Source organism: Pseudomonas sp. microsymbiont 2, from assembly GCF_054788395.1.
Genome location: NZ_CM139112.1, coordinates 2,283,611 through 2,298,594, shown reverse-complemented (window position 1 = coordinate 2,298,594; position 14,984 = coordinate 2,283,611). Strand labels below are relative to the sequence as shown.

The window sequence follows — 14,984 nt, the reverse complement described above, 5'->3', positions numbered from 1 at the left end:
TTCACCTCGCGTCATGAAAGATGAGGCCCACCGTATGGCGCAAACCGCTGCGGATGCGGCTGACGCCATGGCGCATGGCGACCTGGCGCGGGCCACGCCGGCCCATCACTGGCCGTTGATTGACGGCGAACACCAGGGCATCTCCTTGATGTAGCTCGATGACCTGCGCGCATTGGCCGCTGCTCGAGCTCTGCGTCATGACGAATTCGCCGCCCAAGAAGTCTCTTCCGGGTTCCGACAGCAGGATCGCCACTTGTAGCGGGAACACATGCTCGCCGTAGAGATCCTGATGGAGGCAGTTGTAGTCGCCCTCGCCGTACTGGAGGATCAGCGGCGTCGGCCGCCGCTGCCCCGACGCGTGGCAGCGCTGCAGAAAGGTGGCCAGATCATCCGGGTAATGCACGTCGATTGCCAATTGCAGGTTCCAGCGGTTGGCGATCGGTGCGAACCTGGAATAAAGCGCGTGGCGCCACTGCTCGAGCAGTGGCGGCAGCGGGTACGCGAAGTACTTGTATTCCCCGCGTCCGAACCCATGGCGAGCCATGACGATACGCGAACGATAACGCTCCTCCTGCCGATAGAGCGCGACGAGCGCCGCGCATTGCTCCGCCGTCAGCAGGCCGGGCAACAGCGCATTTCCACGAACATCGAGCGCTCGCTCGATGCTTGCCCAGTCGTAGGCGGCAAGTGGCCTGCTCTCGATGACCGTCATTGCGAAAACTCCACCGTCCTGCGGGCAGCCTCTTCTTTCAACAGTGCGCGCTTGCGTTCGACGCCCCAGCGATATCCGGAAATCGCGCCATCGCTGCGCACCACGCGATGGCACGGAATGACGATGGCAAGCGTATTGGCCGCGCAGGCACTTGCCACTGCGCGCACGGCCTGCGGCTTGCCAAGCTCGCGCGCCACATCGCTGTAGCTACGGGTCTTGCCCACTCGAATGCCGCAAAGTGCCTGCCAGACGTTCTGCTGAAATGCCGTGCCACCGATGTCGAGATCGAGTGCCCCCTCGACAACGCCGTTGTCGATGAAGCCGATGACTTGCTTGAGCTGGCGCGCCGTCGAAGCCTGGCCAGACCGCAGCTCGACCGCCGGGAACTCGGCCGCGAGCAGGCGGTGCAGGTCCTGAGCCTCGTCGCCCAGAAAGATCGCGCACACGCCCCGCCGGCTGAACGCGACCAGCACGCTGCCACGCATCGATTGACCAACGGCAAAATCGATCGGGCCTTCTATCTGGCTGCCTGGGGTGCGGAAGTTGTAGTTGAAAGCAGGATGCGTACTCATGACCGTGCCTCTCTTGGGTTGGCGAATGGGGCCAGTCTAGGGATCGGCCCTGGCCCTGAAACTCCGCTCCTTGCGGTCAAATTCTTAGATCGGCGCTCAGCCGCTGCAGCTTACCTGGCGACGCCAGATTGCTGGCTTCACGCTATGAGCGGCCATGGATGAATGAGCAGGGCGATGATAGGCTCGCCATTTTTGATAATGGCGAAACGCTATGGCGCGACAGGTTGTTTCGGCCTCGCTGGTGCTGATGTGCTTGCTTGGCAGCTCATCTGCATGGGCTTGGAAGATGGTGGATGGAAAGGCAGAGATCAGAAGTGGCGAGGATGGTCATCTTTGCGACTACCTGGCCATGGATGCCGGTGCAGTTTTAATAGGCCGACAGAAAAACGAACCACCGGTGTTTCTCTCGGATCAGTACCGCAAGCCAGACGAGACGGTCGAGCGTATTCGGGCGGTCTTCTCCCGGGAGGTGGTGGCCTATCCGCAGCGCGAAACCGAGGCGCAAGAGCGCAAGGATCTCGAAGAATACGTGCGGATGACCAAGGCACGGTGTTACAGCGCCTACATGAAGAGTGTTGCGCCTGATCCTTGATGTTGAGCAAAGCCTTGGGCTGGGCTTGTTGCATCCAGGGATGTGGTGACGCTAGGCGTGTTGAGTCGTGGGTCTGCGACGAAGTGCTACCAGCCTTGAGCAAATCAGACGGTTGTCATACGGCGGGCAGCACAGCAGCAACCTCCCGCGGACCTGCCACCAGACAAGGAGGCGGCCTTAAGTCGATGGTGCGCCACTTGGTCGAATAGCGCTGGCCGTTCCGCCTGTACAGGACCTACGACGAATCCATCTCGTGCATGCTCGACGTGTTCGAGAAGATCTACCGCAACATCCCGTTCAACGGCCTGCCGTGGTTCTTCGACCACGCCGAGACCATCACGTCGAAGAACTTCGAGCGCGTGCCCGCTCTGGACGGCGGCACCGATGCCGCCCGCGTGTCCAGCTACAACACCTCGTTGCACTGGATAGTCAGCCGCAAACCGCAGGCGCAATGGCGCTGAACCTGGGGGCCTATCCCGCGCCACCGCGCTAGAGCTGTCCCCCACGGCAGTACCGGGTTCTCCAACGAGCATATCAAGAAGGGCATGTCGAAGGTGGGCGTGACGTTATCTAGTCCGGAATTCGTCACTCCACAGAGGGACAAGGGCATCCAGCCGGGCTTGCTGGACTCAAGTTCGATCTAGTGGGCTATGGCTCAGTCTTTTGGTGACCAAGCGCCCTCACTGGCGGCCGCCCTGAATTTCGCCCGATTGGCTGGCGTATCGGCTGGCTCGGACTCCCCGAATATAGCCTTCATCCAATGGCCGTCGGTGGGGTTGGGAAAGACCACAAACTTATCGCCGAATTCCCGGCGGTCCTCGTCGACCATGGCGCTGCGCTGCTGAGCGTTATCTACGTAGTACCGGCGCTTGAAGTCGTTGAGGTTGTCGCCAAGCATCAGCAAAACGTCATAGTTCTTGGCGATATCCTGTTGCGCCGGTTCCTTGTTCGAGCTTTCCCGCAGGATGGTGACGTGCTCCTTGTCTGCAAATGGAACCTTCAGGACGCGCAGGTTGTTCAGGGCGTACTCCACAGTCTTGTCGCCCTGGTCGCGGCTAGAGACGTAAAAGATTTCCACACCCTTGGATTTGGCGTAGTTGAGGAAGTCCAGCGCGCCGGGCGTCAGGGTTGGGCCGTTGCTGGCGACCCAGCGGTCCCAGATGGCATCGTCGAAGAATTCGTCGTTCTGGCTGACGAGAAAGCCCCAATAGTTATTGCTGCTGAGGATGGTGTCGTCGATGTCACTGATGATGGCAGCGGGCTTGGCGCCGGGCTTGCGATTGGCCAGCGCCTGATCCAGGCGGGCCTGGGCAACATTGAAACCTTGGTAGTAGAGTGCCCGGTATTCCGCCGCCGTCTGCCTCCAGGCTACAGCAGCGATTAGGCTGTTGGGCACACTGGTCGTATCCTCCTTGGTCGCGTCCGCCAAGGCTTGGAGGAAAGGCGCAGCAAGAAGAAGCGAGGCTGTAGTTACTATTGTTTTGAGCTTGAACATAGGCAAGTCCCTGTAATATCCCGCTCTCTCTGATGGCGGGACTCACCTTTCTTACAGTACGCCACGGGACATAACAATCTGCCTTACACAAACCGTAATGAATTGGCGCCAACGTGGAAATTTCTCCTCGGCAGTGCTCAGCAACTAGAAGCTGGTAGTCAATCACGGCCTGATCAAGCGAGTCAGCAAGTAGCTTTAGCCATCTCACTTCCTCGTTTGGCGCACCAGCACTTTCAACATCCTGATGCCCGACCGAGCGACAGCAGGAGATCAACCTGTCGCAGTACATGATCTGGTCCGGCCCGCGGGTAAGCGAGGCGATTGCCTTGGCCTGGGAGGACGTCGACCTGGCCGCTGGCACCGTGGAGATACAACCGGACGATTCGGGAGCAGCGTGTGCGGCTTGTCTCCCACAACACCGCCACAGGTGAACCGTACCGGTCCTCGGACGTACTGCGGCACGGCTGGTGGATCGGCCACCTGGAGAAGGCCGGCGTTCGCCAGCGTGGTCCGAACACCTGCCGGCACACCTTCGCCAGCCAGATGCTGAGCAGCGGACTGGCCACGCCAGAGTGGATTGCGGATCAGGTGGGGCACACCTCGACGGCCATGATCTTCAGGCACTACGCGAAGTGGATCAGCCAGGACGGGCCGGATGTGGTGGGGTTGTTGAACCAGGTGCTCAAGTTGAGCTGAAACGCATAAAAAAAGGGGCCATGACGGCCCCTTCCTTTTGCCTTCGATTCCCAAAATGTTCCCAAAACGTTCCCTTTTGAGGGGCCGCCTAAGGTAAACACCAATGAAATCAGGCACTTAGATGGCGGAAGCGTAGAGATTCGAACTCTAGGATAGTTGCCCATCGACGGTTTTCAAGACCGTGCCATAACCGCAGTAATTGCAAGGCGTACATGCAAAAATCAAGTCCAATACTTCAGCAAAACGGCTCGGCTAGAGACCCCATACTGCAAGGGCCTCCGTTTAAGTTTTGGAACTGATTTTCACCCCTCCTCCGGCCTTCTGCCGACTGCAAGCCGTCCTGGCTCGCCACCTTCAAATTCAGCCGCCGAGTTATACATGAGCAGCGCCCACATTCGAGCAGGCCCGCTCAGTGATGGGTGAGTTTCTGATGGCCAAGCGCGTACAGCTGGTAATCGGTCACGGCCTGATACGACGACTCTGCAATCAGACGTAAACGCTCAATCTCGGCCGAATCAGCTCCAAAGTCCTTGGCTTCGTGGTATCGACGGAGCGCGTCGATTGCCTCGAGAATCAGCGGCTCCCCCGCCTCGACCATCCCTTCAATTGTCCGCTTCACTGCCCTACCCCGGTGGCTTGATCAGAGCATTATAGGACGCTTCACAGGCAAGGCCTGCTATTCGGGCACGGTCATAAGCTTTCGCCAGTTCTCCCGCTCGAGCGTCAGCCCGTGCGAACAAGTCGGAGAGCACCATGGCGGCGCGGCGGGCTGCATCGCCTCGAGACGCAAGGGTGGTATCCGTGCTGGGACAACCGATGGAGGAAGCGAGCTTTCCGGCTTCGTCGCGCAACCGCTGGCCAGCAGCATCAGCCCCAGCAGAAGCGCCGTCGGCAATCGCTTGTTGTTCCTGAGCATGCGCCCTCACCTCCTCATGCGCCACAGTGCGGCGTTGCTCCTCTACTCGAGCGATGCGCTCGCCAAACACCTCGGCCAGGCGATCGCCGCTATCCCGCTGCGCCGCTACCGCGATAGCTGCAGCATGTTCGACTGATCGCCCGTGCTGGTAGGCGAGCCAATACGACCCGGCCACCGCCAGCAGCACGACAACCCGAAGGCTCCAGCCGTTCACGCCAACGCCCTCCGCAAGCCCTCGGCGAAGATCACCTGGGGGTAGTCGTAGTTCGCGTTTTCGTGCTTGATGATCGCGCGCATCAGGCCGCTCAGGACTTTCTCGTCCTTGATATTCGTAATCGGGTCGCCCGGTCCCAGGCCGCAGCGCTGCGCGGCAGCACGGACATAGGCGTCGGTGTCGTTCTCCACCTCCGGCGCCCAGCGCTTGATAATCGCCGCCACAGTGCGCAGGCCGTGCTTGTTGTAGTAGGTCTGCAGCAGCTTGCCGAGCGCACGGATGCCATTCTCCGGCATGTCGAAGACGCAGAACCGACCACCGGGCTCCTTGCCGATCTGGCCTACCCAGTTGTTCGCTGGGTTGAAATCGATGTTGCCCGGGTTGCGGTTCCGCACGCCACGGGGAAGTAGTTGAGTCATAGTTTTCTCCAGTCAAGAAAAAGCCCCGACGATGCGGGGCTTATTGGGTTTGTTCGGCGATCCAGGGCGGCGCCACCGGTCGTTGCGCACTGTCCGGAAATGCTTCGGCCTGGGGCCAATCGCGCAGCGACTGCATGTATTCCAACAGCGCCATGAACTGCTCAGGCGTTAGCGTGGCGGGCGCGCCGATTTCCAGCTGATCGCGATGCCGATCACGCAGCCACACCAGGCTAGCCAGTTCACCGTCGCGCCAGTTGCGCTCGCTCACCGGCGTTGCCTTCGGCGTCAAATGCAGCGCAATTTCATCAGCGTTCATGCGTACAAGTTCAACGGGAATAAATTCATCCTGAGAACCGTCCAACTCAAAAGCAAAAACTTCACCTGTTTCAGGGTGACGAAAGTATTTCATTATTGAAGCTCCGACCAGGACGAAATAGTTCCTGTACCACTCACTGAGTAACTATGGCCAGCAGGAACAACGAAAGACAGAAAAGGAGGGTTGGCGTAACCCGCGTTTGAAGATTGCGTAGCAGCAACAACACCGCCCACGACTGCCGTCAGCGACGCACCGGTCGTGATACTGCCCGTCACCGTGACCATGATCGAGCGGCCAGTGGTGTTGGTGTACGTGGTGCTGAGTGCTCGCCAAGCTTTCAGGTCTTTCCAGCTTTGCCCCTCGCCCAGCGGAAGTTGACGCTGCTCCAGCCCCCAGATTCGTCCGCCCAAGGCATCGGTAAGACTTCTGACCTCGGCCTGACTGTAGGTTTCCGTTCTGTGATAAGTCTCATTCCTACTGTAAGTTTCCGTCCTATGATAAGTCTCACCTCTACTGTAGGTTTCCGTCCTGCGATAAACCTCATCCCTATTGTAGGTTTCTCCCTTGCTGTAAATATCGGCCTTGCCGTAGGTTTCAGACTTATTGTAAACATCCGCTTTACCATAAGTCTCAGACCGACTGTAAACTTCCGACCGTCCGTAGGTTTCGGACTTCTTGTAAACGTCGGTTATTTTCGCAAATGTCGCGTTAATAACAGGTTGGCGCAGTCGCTCTTCCCAGTCGGAAAACACGCCAGCCGTGGAGAAGCAACGCCACTCACTATGGCCGGAGTAGAAAGTATGCACGGCCTCATTGAAGGCGTTCGGCAGCACGTTCAGGTAGCCATACGCCGTCCCGGGTGGAAGCCCGGTACAACCCGCCCCGATAAAGTAGTTACCGCCGACAAACATGGTCTTGAGATCGGTGTTGATAACGTCCGGCATGTTGTTCGTGCCGATACCGAAGCGCGTCAGTTCTTGCCTCACCGTCTCAAGCGTCGCCGCGTCGGTGATGCCGTAGCCTGCCAACGTTGTAGGATTGCTACCGCCCGTCACGCGGCCCAGCGCGTCGACGCTCACTTTTCGGTAATCGCCCGCCGTCACGCCGGTTTTGCCGAACAGCATGGCAAACGTCAGGGCCGTGGTACCGACTTGCGGCGGCAGCGTGTTGGTCAGCTGCCACATGGTGCCGGCTTGGGCGGTGCCGGCCTGCACGATGATCAGGTGCCCCGGGGTACATTCCGCGTTCTCGTTCGCATCCAGCGCCCGCACCCAGGTGTTAGCGGATGCCGTGTATATCCAGTTCTGCGCGGCGTTGGCCTGGTTTTTCACCAGCACCCGGTCACCGTCGGCCAGGGCCACGCCGTCAATCGTCTGCAGGCCAGACAGGGCAATTGGCCCCGTGGTGGCCACGCGCACGGCGCGCTTAACATCACTCGCGGCCAGGCCCTGAATCCCTTTCAGTAACTGCGCATTATCGTCTTCGCTCGGCGTAAGCCCGGCAGACTTGATCACGGCCAATACTTCGTCGGTGACCGCGTTGCCCCATGCAGACGGAATCAACGAGCCAGGCAGGCCGGTACTGACGTTTTCGTCTACGAACTTGCCGCCGACTAGGCCGACATTAGGGATGCGTTTCGGGTAATCCATATCGTTATCCGTAGGTAATGGTTTCGAGTGTGTGCGCGGGCGCAGCACGGCTGACCAGGCACTCCAGCGCGCCGTTAGCGGCACCGCCGAAGGTCTGGCCCCAGTGACTGAACCCGAAGCGGCTGCCCTGGGCCAGGCGCGGTCCCGTTTTCAGGGTCCACATGAATTGCGCTGACCAGGTGCCGAAGCGGGCCGAGCCGTAGCGCGACCGACCGAAGCGCGGGGCGCGGTGCTCGATCACGCGGGCATGGCGGTAGCCCAGCGAGAAAGCCAGCTCAACGAAGTACGCCGGCGTCTGCCCGCCCACCTCCAGTAGCCGGCGGCGCACGGCCAATTGCCGATCTGCAAACGCGGGCGAGTCGCCCATGCACGGATCAGGCAGGTGCATGACCCGCTCCCAATCGGGAACCAGCTCGCGGACCGTGGCGGGCTCGCTCTCGGCCAGCAGGTCGGCGGCGCGGCGGTCCTCGGTGGCCAGCTCCTGCGCCGCCGCCTGCAGGATCAGGTCGACGCCCGGGTTGAACTCGCGATCCCAGGCCGGCCCCGGCGGCAACAGCGCACACAAGTGCGCGTAGTAGTCCTCCACCGTTCTCACGACCACAGCACACCCCCATAGGTCAGCAGCTCGTTAGCAGCGGCCTGCACGTCGCCGGCGGGGCTGATGACCTTGTGATCGCGCTCGCCCGTGGCGCCGCTGATGGCCTCGGCGATGTGGGTAGCCAGCAGCGTGGCGCCCAGCGCCGATTCACGGCTGTGCAGGTCCACCAGCGCCGCTTCCACGGCGCGGCGCACGGCGCTGCTGTCCGGCGTGACTGACAGTCGGTATTGCACCGGCTTTTCCGCCGGCGGCAGCACGTAGACTTCTGCAGTGACCGGCCGCTCTTGCTCGATGTAAGCCGCCACAGCGGCGATGGCGGCGGCGTTCGGAATGATGTCGATATCGCCGTCGCGCACGAAGAACACACCCACCGTGCCCGGCCCCATCCAGCGCCGCACCACCCACGCCCGAGTGACCCCGGCCACCTCCAGCGCCCAGGTTTCGTAATCACTCTTACTGCCACCGTGGGCAATGACCCGGTACGAGCGAATCACCCGAGCGCGCAGCGCCTCAATGCTCTCCTGCTCGGTGCCGCCGGTCAGGCCAGGTGCGGCCACGGTGAACGTGTCGTTGACGCCCAGCACCGGCGACACCAGGCGCAGCTTTGTGCCGGCGGGCGTGTTGCCCAGCTCGCCCGGCTCCAGGGCCTCGACCTGGGCGACGCCTTCGCTGCCGCTCAGCTTGACCGAGGCCCGCACCCGGAATAGCACCTGGTCATCGCGCTGCAGCAGCGTGCCGGCATCGAGCAGCGCTGACGCGGCGCCGGTGAAGGTCGCCGCACCCGTCGCCGCCACCGCCTGCAGGCGGCCGCGTTTAAGCCGCGCCTGGGCCATGCGCAGCAGTGTTTCATCGTCGGCCGTGTCCGGCAGGATCTGGTCGGCAATGTAGCGCTGGTGGCCGTAGCGGCCGGATGACGCCGCGCCCAGCACCCGAGCCAGTATCTCGGCGTCGGATCGAACCAGGGCGCTACCGCCAGCCAGGTCGGACTGCGCCCGGGCCACCAGGGCGGGCAATGTTGGGATTTCAAACGGCATTGATCACCTGCCACAGGTTGTCTAGTTGAACGTCGATCACCGGGCCGGCGCGCAGGCCGACCCGCACCTGCATGTCGAGGCGGTCGACCTTGCGCGCCGCCGTTACCGTAACGGCGCTCACCCGGTCGTCATCGACCGCCCACTGCAGGGCCTCACGGGCGAACGCCTCGGCGGTGCGCACCGTGTCGTCAGTCAGCGTGCGCCGGCGCAGCTGCCACAGCCGCGACCCGATGCGGTCGTTTGCGACGGTTGGAAAAGTGTCGCCCCACCAGCCGTAACGCTGTTCGTCATCGAGCACGTCGCCGGCCTCGGCGCGGCGCCAGGTCAGCAGGCTGATCACCACGGCACGCTGCCAGGCGCGCTCGGACTCGCCATCGAGCAGCGTCATGCCGTCACCACCGGCTTACCGCTCTGCTGGATGCCCTTCGCCACTCCCTCATGCGGGTGGTTGACCTGGCTGACGCCGGCGGCGATCTGGTCGCCCTGCGACACGATCCGCCCCGTGGTGCGGATCACCGGCGTATCGAACTCCACGGCCGTCTCCGCCTTGACCTTGAGCGTCAGCGTCTCAACCTCGATCACCCGGCCGCGCTTGAAGTGCAGGCGGTCGCCTTCGTCGGTGTATACGGCCACCTCGCCGCTCTTGAGCGCCTGCAGGCGAAAGCGCCGGTCGGCGACGCAAACCACCACGCCATGGGAGCGGTCACCGCCCAGGAACGCCGCCAGGGCCTCAGCCCCGGGCTGCGGATTGGACGTGAAGCCGTAGGGTTCGAAGTGCTCCATGCCGTCTTTCACTTCGTCGGCGGTCAGGCGCATTTGCAGGCCCTGCAGCTTGCGGCCGGCATCGACCAGGGCCACAACGCCTCGGGCGAAAAAATTCCTCATCGGTTTCATTGGCCAGGCTTCCAGTCAGCGGGAATCAGGTACTCGAAGTTGTCGGCCTTGCCGCCCTTCTTGAGCTTGCGCGACTTGTGCGGGTCTTTCGGCTCGGGGTCGAAGCCATCCGGCGGGCCAACAACGATGTTGGCCAAGGTGCCGTCGTCTTCAAGCACGTATTCGATTTCGCTGATCAGCATGTCGCGGTCGATGCCGATCAGCGGGTCGACCACGCGCACGATCATGTTCGGCACCCACAGCGCGCCGTTGGATTGCCGCCAATCCTGAATCTGATAGCGCAGGGTCAGCGCCTTCCCCATCCGGCTGCCACGCTCCCAGTTGGCCCGCGCCTGGGCCAGCTCCGGGGTCATCTGGCCACTTTCGTGGATCAGCAGCACCCGGTGCCGGGAGGCCCGCGGATCGGTGACGCCGGCCTTAACCTCGCTGGCCTTCTCGCCGTAGTCCGTGTCGGTGCCCGAACGCTGGCCGGTGACGCGGTACTCGGAAAACACCCCCGAGAAATCCAGCTCAGCGCTGCCGGTCAGCAGGTTCTGGCCCAACTCCAGGCGGTCGACGGCACGGCCGGCGCTGCCCGGTTTGATGATCACCACCCGCCCCCGGGCGTCATCGGTCGACAGCAACCGCGATAGCGTCAGCAGACGGTCGATGGACTCGAAGGCGGTTTCCCCCGGCTCGATCTGGTGGTCGGCCAGCTTGGTGGTTTCCGGCACCTCGCTCAGCACGCGCACCCCGTAAGGCTCAGCCAGGGCCTGCACAACCTTCTGCACGCTCTGCCCGCGCCACTGGCCGGGTTTGTTCACTGCCGAGCAGTCCACCAGGTCGGCGGTCAGCGAGCGACCGGCCACCGAGCGTTCGACGCTATGGGCGTCGTACTGGATCGGCGTGCCGAACACCCAGCCCGTCAGCACCAGGTCGGCGCCAATCCGCACTTCACAGCGGTCACCCTGGCGCACCGGGATTTCCTGCACCTGGCCCGGCCAGCTCCAGGTCACGCCCAGGCGGAAATCCCGGGCCTGCCGCTCGATGCCGGCGCTGATGCTGACTTTCTTCCAGCCGCGATAGTCCAGGCCGTTCACGCTCAGCGTGACAGCGTTTTGATTGTCCATGGGTTCACTCCCGGGCGATGGTCAGCGCACCCACCGGCAGAAAGCCAGGGTGCTGCACTTTGTTACGCGTAACGATTTCCTCGGCGCGGGTGGCGTCGCCGTAGCGCTGGTAAGCCAGTACCACCGCCGGCAGGCTCTCCCGCGTGGTCACGTCGGTCAGCCGCACACCGGCGCGGGCCACCTCGGTCAGGTGCGCCCGCACTTGGCTGCGCACCACCTCCAGCAACTCGACGTGCTCGACCGGCGACGCCAGCGCTGCCACCCACAGGGCCTCGCTGATGGCGTAGCGCAGGGCGACCACATCGGCGGTAACCGGCACCTCGGGGCGCCGGATCGGCGCAACCACCTGCTGCTCCAGGGTCGCGAAGCCGGTCAGCGGCTCGGGGGCCTGCACCACCGGCAGGGCCACCGCCTCGCGCACCGCCAGCACGATCAGTGCATCGCGCACCAGTTCGCGGGCGGCAACGACCACGGCGGCGGTATCCGTACCGCCGGCCGGGGGTGGCGATTTCGCCAGTCGCCGGGCCTGCTCTACCTGGCCGGTGATGGCCCGGCCGGACTCGGCGAAGCTGGCGAACTCCGGCGCCGCGTCGGGTAGCGCCGACACGGTACGGGCAAACTCCGGGTCGGCCTCCAGGCTCGCCGCCTCGCCGCCGCTCGACGGCCCCCAGCGATAGCCGGACGACCGCGAACTGCCGCCGACACTGGCGAACTGCCCTCGAATCATCGCCGCGAAGTTACCCGGGGCGTTGATCAGCATGTCGGCCAGCGCCTCCACCGAGCTGACCAGGCCGGTCAGTTGGCGAAGCTCCGAGGCAATGGCCATCTGCACCCCGGCAACGCCGTTCTGCAGCGCGACCACCGCCAGGCGCGCCCGATTGACCACCGCCATGGCGGCCTTGTACCGCGCAATGGCTGACTCAAGCAGGGTTTCCGATGAGTCTTCCAGCTGCCGCGCCGTGTTCGGCACGCCGGCGGGAAATCCCTTCTCGCCATCCTCCACGAACACCAGGTCGAAGCGCACCATGCCGCCTTCGCGGCGCTCATGGCTGACGCTGCAGGTCGTGGCCGTGACCGTCAGGCGGCCGTACCAGGGATGCACCAACTCGCCGGCCCCGGGCTTGCCCAGGGCGTTAAGCAGGTTGTCACGCTGGAAATAGCAGTCTTCCCCGATCACGAACGCAGCCAGCTTGATTTCCCGCGTGACGCCGCCCAGGTCTTCCACCAGGGGCTTGTCCCGCTGTGGGTACTCATGCGTCTGTGTGCGCCGCCCCGCCGGCATGCTGTCGCTGTCGACGTGGAACGGCACACCCCGGAACGAGGCCGGGTGCAGCTGATCCCGCCAGGTACTCATGATGCCCTCCCCAAGGATCGGTAGCCCACTTGCGGGCTGACCTGCAGCCCGGGTTGATTGGTATCGGCCTGCTCGACCCGCATGCCCGGCGGCGCATTGTCGAAACGCACGACCATTTGCCCTTCCAGCTGGGCTTTGCTGGCCTGGGCGGCCTGCTGCACCAGGGAACCCCGTGACGCGGCCAGCGCCCCGGGTGCCGGCGCCGACAGGCCGGTTTGCCCAGGACGCGGCAGAAGGCCCATTTCAGCGCGTTTCTGCGCTTCGCCAGGGGTCAGGCCCTTGGCCAGGCTTTCCTGCGCGTGCTGGGCCATCTGAGCGGCTGACAGCGGCAAGGCTACTTGCGCAGCGGCCTGCCCCGGCGCCCGCAGCAGATTGGCCACGCTGGTGGCCTCCGGCATCAGTTGCACCGGCTGCACCATCGGCTTGACCAGCGCCCCCGGCACCGGCTCGCCGGCGGCGTTGCGCGCCTGCTGCTGCTCAGTCCAAGCGTTGACCTTCGCCGTGGCGGCGCTGATCACACCGTCGCCGCTCGACGTACCGTCGAAGCCCAGGAATTTCATCATCGGCTCAACGATCGGACGAAGCTTGCCCCACAGGTCTCGGAAGAAACCGGTGATCGGCTCCCAGTGCTTGACGATCAGGCCCAGCGGCGACCAGTCGAAGACCGTCTTGAGGAAGTCGAGGAACGGCGCCGACAGCGCCTTGACCCCTTCCCACAGCGCGCCGAAGAACGCCGTCAGCGGCCCCCAGTTCGCCACGATCAGGCCCAGCGGCGACCAGGCAAACACCGTCTTGAGGAAGCCCAGGAACGGCACCGACAGCGCTTTCACCAGCCCCCACAGTGCGCCGAAGAACTGCGTTAGCGGTCCCCAGTTGGCCACAATCTGGCCCAGCGGCGACCAGGCGAAAGCGGTTTTCATCCACTCCCACACCGCCATCGCCGGCGCCTTGATCTTGTCCCACACCGCTTGGAAGTACGGCGCCACGGTCGACCAGTTGGCAATCAGGATGCCGGCAGCGATGGCAATGCCACGGACGATCATGCCCACCGGACTCATGCTCGCGACACCGTTCATCAGCGCCAGGGCCGCCGTGGCCCCGGCCGTGGCCAGGCGCAACACGGTGAAGCCCACGGCCGCGCCCAACAGGCCTTTGATCAGCCAGGGGTGCGCCCCGGCCAGGCTGGTCACGCTGCTGATGATCGGCCCCACCGTCGCCATGAAGTCGTTGAGCGGTGGCAACAGCATGCTGCCGACCGTGATCCCCAGGCGGGTTATCCGGTTCTGCAGCAGCTGCATGGCGTTGGCCGTGGTTTCCGACCGTGACTTGTATTCGGCTTCCATCGAGCCGGCATAAGCCGTGGCGTCACCCACCTTCGCCAGGTTGCCGCTCAGCAGCTGCAGGTTAGTCACCAGCGGCGTGATGGCCGCCACCGACTCGCTGCCGAACAGGTTGGTCAGCAGTGCCGGACGCTTGGCCGCGTCCACCTGGGAGATGCGCTTGAGCAGGTCCAGCATCGTGCCCTGAGAGTCTTTCTGCATCGCTTCCGCGACCTGCTTGGAATCCAGGCGCAGCGACTTGAAAGCCTCGGCCTGCGACTTGGTAGCCGCCGACCCTTTGGTCATCGCCAACATGAAGTTCTTGATGCCCGTGGCCGCCACGTCTTGCTTGACGCCGACACCGGCCATGGTGGCACCGATGGCCGCCACCTGCGCCGACGACAGGCCCGCCACTTCGCCCAGCGCGCCGACTTCGGTGATGATCGCGGAAATCTGCTTGGTGTTCGCCGGCCCGGTGTTGCCCAGGTAGTTGATCCGGTCGGCCAGCGCGACAACATCGGTCTGGCTCATGCGGAATGCCGTCCGCCACTTCGCCATCATTTCCCCGGACTCAGCGGCCGTCTGATCGAAAGCAACGCCCATTTTCACGGCGTCCTCGGCGAACTGGTTCAGCTCTTCCCGGGCGATGCCGGACTGGCCGCCGGCGGCGACAATCTGCGCGATCCCCTCGGCCGCCATGGGCAGACGTTCGGACAGGTTCAGCACGTCATCGCTCATCGCCTTGAACTGCGCCGGCGACTCGAAGTTGACCACCTTCTTCACGTCGGCCATGGCGCTTTCAAAGCCAATGGCCGCCTTCACGCCCATGACGAACGGGGCGGCAATCGCCCCGCCCTGCAGGGCCTCACCGAAGGTGATCTTGCCCAGGCCCGAGCTGTTCAGTTGCTTGCGCAGCACGGCGGCATTCTTGCGCACGCCGCTTAGCACCGGCGACAGCTTGTCGACGCCGGTGATCAGCGCCTTGAGTTGGAATTTATCCGCCACCGCCTCCCCCATTCAGCGCGTTGATGCGCCACGCGTTTTCCTCACTCTCGAACAACGTGTCGAGGGTCCAGCCCAGCACCTCGCCCGGGG

17 protein-coding genes and 1 pseudogene are annotated in these 14,984 nt (G+C 63.5%); 3 read left to right on the top strand and 15 right to left on the bottom strand.

The window, feature by feature from the left end; genetic code table 11:
- Nucleotide 1 precedes the first annotated feature (1 nt).
- Nucleotides 2–712, bottom strand: coding sequence for a 2OG-Fe(II) oxygenase (locus ACYUME_RS10490; RefSeq protein WP_460418802.1), 711 nt, complete (start codon nt 710–712; stop codon nt 2–4).
- Nucleotides 709–1,284: a methylated-DNA--[protein]-cysteine S-methyltransferase gene (locus ACYUME_RS10485; RefSeq protein WP_460418801.1), complete on the bottom strand. Its 576-nt coding sequence runs from the start codon at nt 1,282–1,284 to the stop codon at nt 709–711. Before ACYUME_RS10485 ends, ACYUME_RS10490 begins: the two co-directional genes overlap by 4 nt.
- Before the next feature lie 211 nt (nt 1,285–1,495).
- Between ACYUME_RS10485 and ACYUME_RS10480 the strand changes: the two genes are divergently transcribed.
- Together ACYUME_RS10480 and ACYUME_RS10475 are read left to right on the top strand one after the other, a co-directional pair.
- Nucleotides 1,496–1,876, top strand: coding sequence for a hypothetical protein (locus ACYUME_RS10480; protein ID WP_460418800.1), 381 nt, complete (start codon nt 1,496–1,498; stop codon nt 1,874–1,876).
- A 138-nt stretch (nt 1,877–2,014) separates the two neighbouring features.
- Nucleotides 2,015–2,436: pseudogene (locus tag ACYUME_RS10475) on the top strand (amidohydrolase); the annotation flags it as partial.
- Nucleotides 2,437–2,531: 95 nt separating this feature from the next.
- Here ACYUME_RS10475 and ACYUME_RS10470 read toward each other — a convergent pair.
- The gene (locus ACYUME_RS10470) at nt 2,532–3,371 is read right to left on the bottom strand and encodes a 5'-nucleotidase, lipoprotein e(P4) family (RefSeq protein ID WP_460418799.1); all 840 of its coding nucleotides are present in this window, start codon (nt 3,369–3,371) and stop codon (nt 2,532–2,534) included.
- 396 nt (nt 3,372–3,767) lie between these two features.
- On the opposite strand from ACYUME_RS10470, the gene ACYUME_RS10465 reads away from it, so the two are divergent.
- The gene (locus ACYUME_RS10465) at nt 3,768–4,067 is read left to right on the top strand and encodes a site-specific integrase (RefSeq protein WP_460418798.1); all 300 of its coding nucleotides are present in this window, start codon (nt 3,768–3,770) and stop codon (nt 4,065–4,067) included.
- Nucleotides 4,068–4,476: 409 nt separating this feature from the next.
- Here ACYUME_RS10465 and ACYUME_RS10460 read toward each other — a convergent pair whose 3' ends face one another.
- Genes ACYUME_RS10460 through ACYUME_RS10405 form a run of 12 tightly spaced genes read right to left on the bottom strand, consistent with a single transcriptional unit; the run spans nt 4,477 to nt 14,894 of the window.
- The gene (locus ACYUME_RS10460) at nt 4,477–4,665 is read right to left on the bottom strand and encodes a hypothetical protein (RefSeq protein WP_460419332.1); all 189 of its coding nucleotides are present in this window, start codon (nt 4,663–4,665) and stop codon (nt 4,477–4,479) included.
- Between the two features lie 25 nt (nt 4,666–4,690).
- Nucleotides 4,691–5,197 (bottom strand): DUF2514 domain-containing protein, encoded by a 507-nt coding sequence (locus ACYUME_RS10455; protein ID WP_460418797.1) that lies wholly within the window; start codon nt 5,195–5,197, stop codon nt 4,691–4,693.
- A complete protein-coding gene (locus ACYUME_RS10450; protein ID WP_460418796.1) occupies nt 5,194–5,616 on the bottom strand; it encodes a structural protein in 423 nt (140 codons plus the stop codon). Before ACYUME_RS10450 ends, ACYUME_RS10455 begins: the two co-directional genes overlap by 4 nt.
- 40 nt (nt 5,617–5,656) lie before the next feature.
- Nucleotides 5,657–6,025, bottom strand: a complete 369-nt coding sequence (locus tag ACYUME_RS10445) for a phage tail assembly chaperone (protein WP_460418795.1) — start codon at nt 6,023–6,025, stop codon at nt 5,657–5,659.
- Nucleotides 6,025–7,581 carry a hypothetical protein gene (locus tag ACYUME_RS10440; RefSeq protein ID WP_460418794.1) on the bottom strand — a complete coding sequence of 519 codons (1,557 nt, stop codon included), beginning with the start codon at nt 7,579–7,581 and terminating at the stop codon, nt 6,025–6,027. The genes ACYUME_RS10445 and ACYUME_RS10440 overlap by 1 nt, the downstream gene beginning before the upstream one ends.
- A gap of 4 nt (nt 7,582–7,585) precedes the next feature.
- Nucleotides 7,586–8,182 (bottom strand): YmfQ family protein, encoded by a 597-nt coding sequence (locus ACYUME_RS10435; RefSeq protein ID WP_460418793.1) that lies wholly within the window; start codon nt 8,180–8,182, stop codon nt 7,586–7,588.
- The gene (locus ACYUME_RS10430) at nt 8,173–9,213 is read right to left on the bottom strand and encodes a baseplate J/gp47 family protein (protein WP_460418792.1); all 1,041 of its coding nucleotides are present in this window, start codon (nt 9,211–9,213) and stop codon (nt 8,173–8,175) included. Before ACYUME_RS10430 ends, ACYUME_RS10435 begins: the two co-directional genes overlap by 10 nt.
- On the bottom strand, nt 9,203–9,601 hold the full coding sequence (locus tag ACYUME_RS10425; RefSeq protein WP_460418791.1) for a phage GP46 family protein: 399 nt from the start codon (nt 9,599–9,601) through the stop codon (nt 9,203–9,205). The genes ACYUME_RS10430 and ACYUME_RS10425 overlap by 11 nt, the downstream gene beginning before the upstream one ends.
- Entirely contained in the window at nt 9,598–10,107 is a 510-nt protein-coding gene (locus ACYUME_RS10420) for a phage baseplate assembly protein V (protein ID WP_460418790.1), read from the bottom strand. The genes ACYUME_RS10425 and ACYUME_RS10420 overlap by 4 nt, the downstream gene beginning before the upstream one ends.
- Nucleotides 10,104–11,216 carry a phage baseplate assembly protein gene (locus ACYUME_RS10415; RefSeq protein WP_460418789.1) on the bottom strand — a complete coding sequence of 371 codons (1,113 nt, stop codon included), beginning with the start codon at nt 11,214–11,216 and terminating at the stop codon, nt 10,104–10,106. The genes ACYUME_RS10420 and ACYUME_RS10415 overlap by 4 nt, the downstream gene beginning before the upstream one ends.
- A gap of 4 nt (nt 11,217–11,220) precedes the next feature.
- Nucleotides 11,221–12,570, bottom strand: a complete 1,350-nt coding sequence (locus tag ACYUME_RS10410) for a DNA circularization protein (protein WP_460418788.1) — start codon at nt 12,568–12,570, stop codon at nt 11,221–11,223.
- Nucleotides 12,567–14,894 (bottom strand): phage tail tape measure protein, encoded by a 2,328-nt coding sequence (locus tag ACYUME_RS10405; RefSeq protein ID WP_460418787.1) that lies wholly within the window; start codon nt 14,892–14,894, stop codon nt 12,567–12,569. The genes ACYUME_RS10410 and ACYUME_RS10405 overlap by 4 nt, the downstream gene beginning before the upstream one ends.
- Nucleotides 14,895–14,984: the final 90 nt, after the last annotated feature.